Source organism: Vibrio makurazakiensis, assembly GCF_050337375.1.
Lineage (GTDB): Bacteria > Pseudomonadota > Gammaproteobacteria > Enterobacterales > Vibrionaceae > Vibrio > Vibrio makurazakiensis.
The window spans coordinates 1-10,618 of record NZ_JAKJSW010000149.1; the positions used below are offsets into that span (position 1 = coordinate 1).

General features: G+C 43.0%; 11 protein-coding genes. 7 read left to right on the top strand and 4 right to left on the bottom strand.

Annotated features, from left to right (window positions below; genetic code table 11):
• From L4C33_RS15410 to L4C33_RS15425, 4 genes are all read right to left on the bottom strand, one after another.
• A partial coding sequence (locus tag L4C33_RS15410; protein WP_428813304.1) for an HvfC/BufC family peptide modification chaperone occupies positions 1–326 on the bottom strand: 326 nt, incomplete at its 3' end.
• Entirely contained in the window at positions 319–1,212 is an 894-nt protein-coding gene (locus tag L4C33_RS15415) for an MbnB/TglH/ChrH family RiPP precursor modification enzyme (protein ID WP_428813313.1), read from the bottom strand. The genes L4C33_RS15415 and L4C33_RS15410, both read right to left, overlap by 8 nt.
• Positions 1,213–1,256: 44 nt before the next feature.
• Positions 1,257–1,571 (bottom strand): hypothetical protein, encoded by a 315-nt coding sequence (locus L4C33_RS15420; RefSeq protein WP_428813314.1) that lies wholly within the window; start codon positions 1,569–1,571, stop codon positions 1,257–1,259.
• Positions 1,572–1,579: 8 nt separating this feature from the next.
• Positions 1,580–2,560, bottom strand: a complete 981-nt coding sequence (locus L4C33_RS15425; RefSeq protein ID WP_428813305.1) for an MBL fold metallo-hydrolase — start codon at positions 2,558–2,560, stop codon at positions 1,580–1,582.
• 485 nt (positions 2,561–3,045) lie between these two features.
• On the opposite strand from L4C33_RS15425, the gene L4C33_RS15430 reads away from it, so the two are divergent.
• The 7 genes from L4C33_RS15430 to L4C33_RS15460 are packed head-to-tail and all read left to right on the top strand — an operon-like array spanning position 3,046 to position 10,568.
• Positions 3,046–4,707, top strand: a complete 1,662-nt coding sequence (locus L4C33_RS15430; RefSeq protein ID WP_428813306.1) for a 4Fe-4S binding protein — start codon at positions 3,046–3,048, stop codon at positions 4,705–4,707.
• Positions 4,708–4,719: 12 nt separating this feature from the next.
• Positions 4,720–5,361, top strand: coding sequence for a TorD/DmsD family molecular chaperone (locus L4C33_RS15435; RefSeq protein WP_428813307.1), 642 nt, complete (start codon positions 4,720–4,722; stop codon positions 5,359–5,361).
• Between the two features lie 45 nt (positions 5,362–5,406).
• Positions 5,407–5,607, top strand: coding sequence for a twin-arginine translocation signal domain-containing protein (locus L4C33_RS15440; protein WP_428813308.1), 201 nt, complete (start codon positions 5,407–5,409; stop codon positions 5,605–5,607).
• Positions 5,608–5,616: 9 nt separating this feature from the next.
• Complete coding sequence (locus L4C33_RS15445; RefSeq protein ID WP_428813309.1) at positions 5,617–8,472, top strand: formate dehydrogenase subunit alpha; 2,856 nt, start codon at positions 5,617–5,619, stop codon at positions 8,470–8,472.
• Between the two features lie 11 nt (positions 8,473–8,483).
• On the top strand, positions 8,484–9,092 hold the full coding sequence (fdh3B, locus tag L4C33_RS15450) for a formate dehydrogenase FDH3 subunit beta (RefSeq protein WP_428813310.1): 609 nt from the start codon (positions 8,484–8,486) through the stop codon (positions 9,090–9,092).
• Between the two features lie 14 nt (positions 9,093–9,106).
• Complete coding sequence (locus L4C33_RS15455; RefSeq protein ID WP_428813311.1) at positions 9,107–10,168, top strand: formate dehydrogenase subunit gamma; 1,062 nt, start codon at positions 9,107–9,109, stop codon at positions 10,166–10,168.
• A complete protein-coding gene (locus L4C33_RS15460; protein ID WP_428813312.1) occupies positions 10,152–10,568 on the top strand; it encodes a hypothetical protein in 417 nt (138 codons plus the stop codon). Before L4C33_RS15455 ends, L4C33_RS15460 begins: the two co-directional genes overlap by 17 nt.
• Positions 10,569–10,618 lie beyond the last annotated feature (50 nt).

Here is a 10,618-nt window from a genome sequence, read left to right on the forward strand (position 1 = left end):
GGTAACTCTTCATTCAGCTCTATTTGCTGGATGATACTGGCAACAAACTTTACGAGTTCCGTCGCGATATGGTGAAATTCGGGTTCATCTGCGGAATGTGTTTCTACAAACTCATCAATAAATTGATTTAATTCGTTTTCAGAAAGCTGCTCACAAAATAACGGGAAAGTATTTGTGACAACAGCGAACACATTGTCGCGAATAAATTCACCATAACGGCAAGCCGATAGAATCTGTTCACTACTCTTGTTACGCGAGTGGGGTGAACGAATCGCCTCAGACAATTGATGCGTTAGTCTGACCATCTCTTGAGGAGGATTAACCACAGCGAACCTCCGATCTGTTAATTACCGATGGATTCGATATTTCCTGGTATATATCACGCAGTTCTTTAGTCAGTACTTCTAATGGAGGCACGTTGTTATCGCGTTCTAGCAACAAAGGCTTAGATCCATGTACAGAAACCGTATAGCGAGCAAGATCAATCACGCTCTTTTGAACTTGCTTACCATGAGTATCAAGTAAGAACCCTGAACTTTCTTCTAAATGGCCCGCTATATGAAAGTAGCGAATCGCTTTCGTTGGAATGGTTCTAATTAATTCATAGGCATCAAACTTGTGGTTTTGACTATTCACAAACACATTATTGATATCCAGTAACAGCTCACATCCACTACGATCAGCGATTTCAGAGATAAACTCACCTTCAGGCATCTCTTGCCCATAGTCGTGGTAATAAGAAATGTTTTCTAATACCAATGGGCGTTGGATGATCTGTTGAACTCTTTCCACGCGCTCAACCAAATATGGAATATTTTGTTTGTGACGCGGAATAGGCAATAGTTCATAAAGATATCCTTGAGAATCTCGAGAAAAACTCAGATGGTCGCTATAAATATCGATCTTAAACTCATTTAAGAAATCGGCGACTTGGTGAATAAATACCTCGTTTAGAGGCTGACAATCGCCAATTGATAAGCTCAGCCCATGAGCAACTAAAGGATACTTATTGGCAATCTCCTTTAATTGTTCACGTTTCTTACCACCGATATTCATCCAGTTCTCAGGAGCAAGCTCTAAGAAGTCGACTTCGGGATGTTTTGGCTGTTCGCACAAGATATCGATATGCTCGTGACGTAACCCAATTCCCTTAGCACTGTCATTAATTCGTACCGGTTCAATATATTGAGGTTCGATAGTCGATGACTGCATTATGCGCTGCTGCTTCAATACACTAGTCATTGACGACATAGTGTTTATTGGCCGCATACGCCACCTGTTACTTTACTGTTCGCTAACTGGATTTGACGTTGAGTTGGTTCTATACCTTGCGCTGATAACCCGCACTTACCATCACGAGCTCTAACAAGTCGGCCTTGAGGGTTAGTTGTGAGTTCCTGTTTCTCAAAGCGTTTCTCAGTACCGCATTTACCTGCTGCACATTTCCCGCCATGACCCGAAGATTGTTTAGCTTCAACTGGTGCTTGTTGCGGTGCTTCTGCAAATACCATCGCTGAGTTCAGTGTAATTACCGAAGTCATAGCGATAGAAAGGGCGAGTTTACTGTTAATTTTATTGCTCATTTGCTTACTCCTGATGATAGTGCTTTCGAAGTAGCCAGCTCTTTAGCTGCACTGATTGGGTAGCTTGATAAATCACGACCAGCAATCACTTGACCGTCGAAATATTGTTTAATAACGCCAACAGATTCAGACTTATGTTTCAGCCCAACTCCCATCCAGTGGTTTAGAACCAATAGTTTTGGTTGAACTTGTTTAGCAATGTTTCCGATAACGGAAGGTTTCGCATGCATGTAAGAAGAAACGCCGTCTGCAGTTTCATGTATGGCCATTGGCATCACTAAAATATCTGCGCCTGAAGCGAAATCGATAAATGCTGGGTTACTACCATTTTGGTCAGCCGAAACAACAATCACGCCTTCATCACTTTCAATTCTGTATGCAAGGCAAGGAACATCGCCGTGAGGTATGCCTAACGCATAAACGGTTAAACCGTCTTTGTCGTAAACTTTGGTTGGGGTATCAGTCTGATAGTCGACATCTGTTAATGCGATAGGGAATAACCCATCAGTACCATCTAACAGACCTGTTAGATATGCGTAAGCACCATCTTCGGGACCGAAATTAGCATCGATATAGCCGGTCAAGCTTGGGAAAGCAGAACCCGCCATTGGGCCAGAGATATCAAGTGGGTCTTCTCGATTAAAGAAATAGCCACCTTTTAGAAGTGCTGGTAAATCACTGACATGGTCTGTATGGAAGTGGGTAACTCCAAGGAAGTCTAAGTCCTCAAGTTTTGCTCCTGCTTGTCCGAAGCGAAGGAAAACGCCACCGCCTGCGTCGATCATTATCCGTGATTTTCCTTTCCACCAGATAATCTCACCAGAAGATGCACGTAGATCATCAGAAATAGGTCCTCCTGACCCAAGAAGCTGTAACGTAAAGTCTTTCTCTACTGGCTCGAGAGTAAGCGCGTAACTATTTACAGATCCGAATGTTAGTCCAAGTGCGAGCACTAGGGCTTTTAAAGGCTTTTTCATATTAGATACCGAATTATTTTGATTTATATCTATTCCCTTTGGGTGAGCATCCAAAGGTATGAAAGAAGAGAGAGGAAGTTGATTTTCTTACCGCCTCAAAATTCATGGCGTAAAGATAATGAAAACTGAATGTTTAATAAATCAAGTAAAACCAAATGCAGTGTTAAGGAATAATGAACAAAAAGGTTCAGGTGAGTTGCTTTGATTAAACGGGCGGAAGAAGAATGAAAAAGAAGGCGCGTAAATAACGGTGCTTATGGTTGAAGTGGGACAATATATACCATACAAAAAGTAGGTACATTTTGACTAATTTATCAATTTGGATACTGAGACATATTGTCCCATAGCTTATTAATGGTGGTGGCGTTTTAATGACATGAAGAGCGGGTGTATTTAAGGTGTTGATTTAAAACGATTAAAAAGTTGGAATGGTAATTGCTATATTCAGTTCAATTCACATGAATTCGTTCTAATGGAACTGAGCAATGTTAAAACAATTATTAAAACAAACAACGTCAACCAATGGGAAAGCGAGACTATACGCTTTTGAAAACACGGTTGAACTCTCTAATTTGATCCCGCCTACCGTCAGTTACGAGAGTGGTGGTAATACTCTTATCATTGGTCCTACAGCGATTATTATTAGCGCCGCTGAGCAATTGACTGAAATGAATTCGTTGACTTTACTCTCTACCGATGGCGAGCAAAGTGATTTATCGAACTTGTATTACGCCAGTTCAATAGAGTTATCAGGGTTTCTTGGGACTTTCTCTGTGGTTATAGAGAATAAAGGCCTGATAACCAACCTTGCTAAGGTTGCATTAAATCACGATTGCTTTGATGTTGTTTTGGATCTCTCATTAAACGGTTGTATGACGGAAGAGGTTCCAGTTCCTGGTTATTACCCGGTTGGGCGTGGTTATCCAAAGCTGGCAGAAGCGTTAGAAGAAATCCCAACACTAATGGGCACATTTGATAAGCCTAAGTACTTCCGTTTAGACACCGACCTATGTGCTCATAGCTCACGTGGAGTAAAAGGCTGTGAGCGTTGTGTAGAAGCATGCCCAGCAGGTGCACTCACGAGTGAAGGCTCTGATAAAACGGGTCATAGAATCGAAATCAACCCATACCTGTGTCAAGGCGTTGGAACATGTGCGACTTCTTGTCCTACAGAAGCTATTTATTACGCATTACCTGAACCTAAAGATACTCAAAAATTCATTGAGCGCACTTTAACGAATTACGAACAAGCGGGCGGAGAAGATCCAATCGTTCTAATTTGTAGTTCTCGTCATGAAAGTTACAACGTTATGGCTCTTCAAGCTCTTCCTGACAATGTAATTCCTGTTGTGGTTGAAGAGTTACCTTCTGTTGGTATTGATTCTTGGTTTGCGGCACTTACCAATGGTGCAACGCAGGTTTTATTCGCAGCAAGTCGACATATGCCAGAAACCATTCAACGAGTTTTGAATAGTGAAGTGGGTGTCGCTCAAGATCTACTAGAGCAATTAGGTATAGAAAAAGAATGTATTGATGTTCTCTATTTAGAAGACTTAAGAGAAGGTTTACCAACACTTCAAACGAAAAGCTTTGAATTATGGATTGGTGAACTAGAAGGAAATAAGAGAGAGCGTCTATTTACTGCTTTAGATGCCTTAGTGAGTAATCGTATTCCTGTAGAAACACTTCAACCTATTTCGACTTCAGCTCCTTATGGCTCGGTTTCGTGTGAATCTACAGATTGCACCTTATGCATGGCTTGTGTGGCTGTGTGTCCTACGGCTGCAATTCATAATGATGGTACATCACCCAATATTAAATTCATCGAACAAGATTGTGTTCAATGTGGGCTTTGTGCAAAAGCATGCCCTGAAAATGCACTAACGCTTGAACCTCGAATGAATTGGGACAAATCCTCTCGAATCGAAGCTGTCACTCTTCATGAAGAAGCAGCAGCTGAGTGTCTACGCTGTAAAAAGCCATTTGCTCCTCAATCAATGATTTCCATGCTTCAAGAAAAACTAAGAAGCCATTCCCACTTTGCAGATGAAATGTCGATTAACCGAATTGCTATGTGTGAAGACTGCCGTGTTGTGGATATTTTCGAAGCAATGGCAGAGCAACCAGAACAGCAACTTAAGTATTAAGAGAAATTTTCAATGGAAATAGAACAAGAACAATCGTTGCGTACAGATATATACCTTTTGATTGCGAGTTTGGTTAGACAAGAACCTTCAGAAGAGCTTTTGACTTGGTTAAGTGAACTTGAAACATCAAGTAGCCAAGATCTGATGTCTATAGCTTGGGTCGATTTAAAACAGGCGGCACGTACTCATGCTGTTGAACAGGTTACGGAAGAATATCAGAACCTGTTTATTGGTATTGGTCGAGGAGAGGTTGTTCCATTTGCGTCTTGGCATTTAACAGGTTCTCTTATGGAGAAACCGCTCGCATTGATCCGCCAAGATCTTTCAACGCTTGGTTTTGAAAGAAGCGAAACAACCAAAGAGCCTGAAGATCATATCGCGGCACTTTGTGAAGTTATGGCGATGCTTCATGACCAACCTCAAACTGTTCAGCGAGATTTCTTTAATGCACATGTCGCGACTTGGTATGCAAAGTTAATTGAGCAAATTGAATCTGCAAAAAGTGCGCAGTTTTACCTTGCTGTTGCTCGTTTAATGAAAGCGTTTTTTGATTATGAACAAGTGAGTTTTGTTCAAGCGCCAGTGAGTACAAAACCGGTTAACAAAATTGAAGTAAAAAACATTGTCGACAGTGAAGTGAACCCATCACATTAAGAGATGCACAAGCATCCAAACTACCGTCTAGGTAAGGGAAGCAATATGAAAGATAACGAAAAAGTAAACTCAAGTCGTAGAGACCTACTTAAAGGTCTTGGGACAGCGGCTGTTGCGGGGGCAGTAGTAGCAGGAACAGCGAAAGTTTCTGCGGCAGAAATAGAAGTGCCCGTTTCAAAGGAAGATAAGAAAACTGAAGGCTATCACGAGACACAGCATATTCGTGACTACTACGACTCGCTTTAGGAGCACCCCATGAAATTAACCAAGCGCTCCGATAGCGTGACAAAACAAGAAAACCAATTTGGCATTAGCCGTCGTGCATTCATGAAAAACAGTTCATTGGCTGCTGGTGGTGTTGCAGCGACTGCTTGCATGTTTACACCGGGAATGATGAAGAAAGCCCAAGCCCAATCCGTTGACCCAACAGCCAAAACAGATATTAAACGTACTATCTGTTCTCACTGTTSCGTTGGCTGTGGCATCTATGCTGAGGTTCAAAATGGCGTTTGGACGGGTCAAGAACCTGCATTTGACCATCCATTCAATGCTGGTGGCCACTGTGCGAAAGGAGCAGCGCTACGTGAACATGGCCACGGTGAGCGTCGTCTTAAATACCCAATGAAGCTTGAAGGCGGTAAATGGAAAAAGCTTTCTTGGGATCAAGCAATTGAAGAGATTGGTAACAAAGCGCTAGAGATCCGTAAAGAATCTGGCCCTGATTCGGTTTATTGGTTAGGCAGTGCAAAGCACAATAATGAACAAGCGTATTCATTCCGAAAAATGGCTTCACTTTGGGGTACAAACAACGTTGACCATCAGGCGCGTATTTGTCACTCAACCACGGTATCCGGTGTAGCAAACACCTGGGGATACGGCGCGATGACGAACTCTTTCAATGACATGCATAACTGTAAATCTATGCTATTCATTGGCTCAAACCCAGCAGAAGCACACCCAGTGGCAATGCAGCATATCTTGATCGCGAAAGAGAAGAACAGCTGTAAGATCGTTGTTGCTGATCCTCGTCGGACTCGTACTGCAGCTAAAGCTGATCACTATGTCGGTCTTCGTCCTGGTTCTGATGTTGCATTTATTTGGGGCGTACTTTGGCATGTTTTTGAGAATAAATGGGAAGATAAAGAATTTATTCGTCAGCGTGTATTTGGTATGGACGAAATTCGCGCTGAAGTCGCAAAATGGACGCCATCAGAAGTTGAGCGTGTTACTGGTGTAACTAAAGAAGAAGTGTACCAGACGGCTAAATTGCTTTCTGAAAACCGCCCTGGTTGTATCGTTTGGTGTATGGGCGGAACTCAGCATACAACAGGTAACAATAATACGCGTGCTTACTGTGTACTAGAACTTGCACTTGGTAACATGGGTAAATCAGGTGGTGGTGCAAACATCTTCCGTGGCCACGATAACGTTCAAGGCGCGACTGATTTAGGCGTTCTTTCACATACTTTACCGGGTTACTACGGCCTGTCTGACGGCGCGTGGAAACATTGGTCAAAAGTGTGGGGCTTAGAGCACGAGTGGGTTAAAAACCGCTTTGACCAAAATAAGTACCGCGGAAAACTTCCAATGAACAACATGGGTATTCCTGTTTCTCGTTGGATTGATGGTGTACTAGAAAACAAAGACAACATCGAACAGAACGATAATATTCGTGCGATGTTCTACTGGGGTCATGCGGTTAACTCACAAACCCGTGGTGTTGAGATGAAAAAGGCCATGCAACAACTGGACATGATGGTCATTGTCGACCCATACCCAACAGTTGCAGCGGTTATGAACGACCGAACAGATGGCGTTTATCTTCTACCAGCAACCACTCAATTTGAAACGTACGGCAGTGTTACGGCTTCAAACCGTTCAATTCAGTGGCGTGACAAAGTTATTGAGCCGTTATTTGAGTCTAAACCTGACCACGAAATTATGTACCTGCTTTCGAAAAAGCTAGGCTTTTCTGAGCAATTGTTTAAGAACGTTCGAGTTGAAAATAATCAGCCTTTGATTGAAGACATCACTCGTGAGTTTAACAAAGGTATGTGGACGATTGGCTACACAGGCCAAAGCCCTGAACGTTTGAAAGACCACCAACAAAACTGGCATACATTCCACAATACGACACTGGAAGGTGAAGGTGGCCCTGCGCATGGCGAAACCTATGGTTTACCTTGGCCATGTTGGGGCACGCCAGAGATGAAACACCCGGGAACGCACATTCTTTACGATACGTCTAAGCCTGTTGCTCAAGGCGGTGGTAACTTCCGTGCTCGTTTTGGTGTTGAATTTGAAGGTAAGAACTTACTAGCGGAAGACAGCTATTCGAAAGATTGCGAATTGGAAGATGGCTACCCAGAGTTTAGTGACAAGCTATTGAAACACCTAGGTTGGTGGGATGACTTAACAGAAGCTGAAAAAGCAGCAGCTGAAGGTAAGAACTGGAAAACCGATACTTCTGGCGGCATTCAACGCGTCGCGGTTAAGCATGGCTGTATGCCTTTTGGTAACGCGAAAGCACGTGCCATTGTATGGACATTCCCAGATCGTGTGCCTCTTCACCGTGAGCCTCTATACACACCACGTCGTGATTTGGTTGCAGATTACCCAACATGGGATGACAGTGAATCAATCTATCGCTTACCAACACTTTATAAGTCAATTCAAGACCAAGATAAATCGGGTGAATACCCAATAATCCTGACGTCTGGCCGTTTAGTTGAATATGAAGGTGGTGGTGAGGAGACTCGTTCAAACCCTTGGCTTGCGGAGCTTCAACAAGAGATGTTCGTTGAAGTGAACCCGAAAGATGCTAATGACCTTGGCTTTAAAGACGGGGAAATGGTTTGGGTAGAAGGTGCCGAAAAAGGCCGCATTCACGTGAARGCTATGGTCACGCGTAGAGTGAAACCGGGACTAGCATTTATTCCTTTCCACTTCGGTGGCAAATTCCAAGGTGAAGAGTTACGCGATAAGTACCCAGAAGGGACTGAACCGTATGTCATCGGTGAATCAGCGAATATTGCAACAACCTACGGTTATGATCCTGTTACTCAAATGCAGGAAACTAAAGTCACCCTATGTAAAATCAGCAAAGCGTAAGGAGTCATAAAATGGCTAGAATGAAATTCCTATGTGACACCAAGCGTTGTATCGAATGTAACGGCTGTGTCACTGCATGTAAAAATGAAAATGATGATGCTTTAGAGTGGGGGATTCAACGTCGTCGTGTTGTGACTCTTAATGACGGTGAACCAGGTGAAAACTCCATTTCAGTTGCGTGCATGCACTGTACGGATGCGCCTTGTATGGCCGTTTGTCCAGCAGATTGCTTTGAGCAAACTGAAGATGGCATCGTATTACATAACAAAGATCTGTGTATCGGTTGTGGTTACTGCTTATTTGCGTGTCCGTTTGGCGCTCCTCAGTTCCCTAAACAGTCTGCATTTGGTGAACGTGGCAAGATGGACAAATGTACATTCTGTGCAGGCGGTCCTGAAACTGAAGCGGGTTCTAAAGAAGAACGTGAAAAGTACGGTGCGAACCGTATCGCTGAGGGCAAACTACCAATGTGTGCTTCACTTTGTTCTACAAAGGCACTGATCGCAGGGGATGCTGAGAAAGTTTCTGATATTTTCCGTCAACGTGTTGTAGAACGCGGCGCGAAAGGTGCGGGATGGACTGACGGTAACGATCTTTCTTACGATGCGACTAAGAGCTAAGCTGGGAGAGACGTATGCTTTCATTGTTTAAACGTCTCTCTATTGTCATGCTGCCTTTGATGGCAGCATTGATGATGCTTTCTCCTATGAGTCATGCATCTGAGAGTAACGTAAATACTGCTGAACGAGAAATAACTCAACTAGCAGGTGCGGATTTCTGGCGTCAAGTCAGAGAGGGTGAAGAAGGATATACCACCTCACAATTCCCAGAACATGGAATGTTAATCAGTACTCCAGGCCAAACTTGGTACATCTTAAAAGAAAAATGGATGTCTCCGGCTGGCGCTGTTGCGATCTTTGGTAGTATCGCGTTTGTGACGTTAATGTATATCGTTATCGGCCCGTTAATGTTGAGTACACCAAGAACGGGACGCAAGATAAAACGCTGGTCTCGATTAGATAGAGCCTTACACTGGAGTATGGCGTTTACATTCCTAACACTGGCATTTAGTGGCTTGATGTTGGTGTATGGTAAGCATTTCTTAAAACCATATATACCAACCGATTTATGGGGCTTTATCATTTTACTTGCTAAGCAATACCACAATTACATAGGTCCAATTTTCTATGTATTACTTATGTGTGTGCTTGTGAAGTGGTGGCGTAAATCGATCTTCAAAATGGTCGATATACAGTGGTTTATGAAACTTGGCGGAATGGTAGGTAAGCATAAAGGCTCTCACCCTTCGGCTGAGTTTTCTAACGCCGGTGAAAAAGCTTTATTCTGGCTGCTTATTGTCATGGGTAGTATCGCTGCTATTAGTGGTTTAGTTTTAGACTTTCCAATCTTTGGCCAAACCCGTCGTGACATGGAGCTTTCTAACTTAGTTCACATGGTCGCTGCATTGATCTTAATTTGCGGCTTTGTTTTCCATATCTACATTGGTTTATTTGGAATGGAAGGCGCTTTAGAAGGCATGGTAACGGGTGAAGTCGATGAAACATGGGCGAAAGAGCACCATGATCTTTGGTACAACGAAGTGATGTCTCAAGAGCAAACAAACAGTGACCAGACGACTGAGTCTGTAGGAACAAATAAGAGTGAAGGGGTGAATAAGAATGAACAAACCTCATAAGGGTATTTGGGTCGCTTACATCCTAAGTTGCTTTACACCGTTGACATGTCTTATATCTGGTGTGATAGCCATTGTCTATGCTGGCTACCGTCTAGACAAAGGTGAAGACGGAGAAATCGTTGATACTCATTATTATGGGCTTATTCGTTCGTTCTTTTTGAACTTAACGTTTTTTGTTGTGTTAATAGTCACCGTCGCAACATCTAACGGTGTACTTATTGGTGTTAACGATTACTGGTACAAGAGCCACTTTATTGATGAACTCGCGTATTACATTCCTTATGTCGGAATGTTGTTCGGAGGTGTCGCAATAGTGGTGTGGTTTATTCGGATGTACCAAGGTATGCAGCGTTTAAGTCAAAACTTACCGCAAAATCCATCTACAGGTCCAAACTTGTAATGTAATGCCCAAAGTTGATGCGTAAGAAACCTGAGCGATAGGAATATCAC

Coding starts and splice junctions, on each gene's coding strand:
- L4C33_RS15455 (WP_428813311.1), top strand. CDS start 9,107: ATGCTTTCATTGTTTAAACGTCTCTCTATTGTCATGCTGCCTTTGATG.
- L4C33_RS15440 (WP_428813308.1), top strand. CDS start 5,407: ATGAAAGATAACGAAAAAGTAAACTCAAGTCGTAGAGACCTACTTAAA.
- L4C33_RS15430 (WP_428813306.1), top strand. CDS start 3,046: ATGTTAAAACAATTATTAAAACAAACAACGTCAACCAATGGGAAAGCG.
- L4C33_RS15425 (WP_428813305.1), bottom strand. CDS start 2,560: ATGAAAAAGCCTTTAAAAGCCCTAGTGCTCGCACTTGGACTAACATTC.
- L4C33_RS15435 (WP_428813307.1), top strand. CDS start 4,720: ATGGAAATAGAACAAGAACAATCGTTGCGTACAGATATATACCTTTTG.
- L4C33_RS15460 (WP_428813312.1), top strand. CDS start 10,152: ATGAACAAACCTCATAAGGGTATTTGGGTCGCTTACATCCTAAGTTGC.
- fdh3B (WP_428813310.1), top strand. CDS start 8,484: ATGGCTAGAATGAAATTCCTATGTGACACCAAGCGTTGTATCGAATGT.
- L4C33_RS15415 (WP_428813313.1), bottom strand. CDS start 1,212: ATGCAGTCATCGACTATCGAACCTCAATATATTGAACCGGTACGAATT.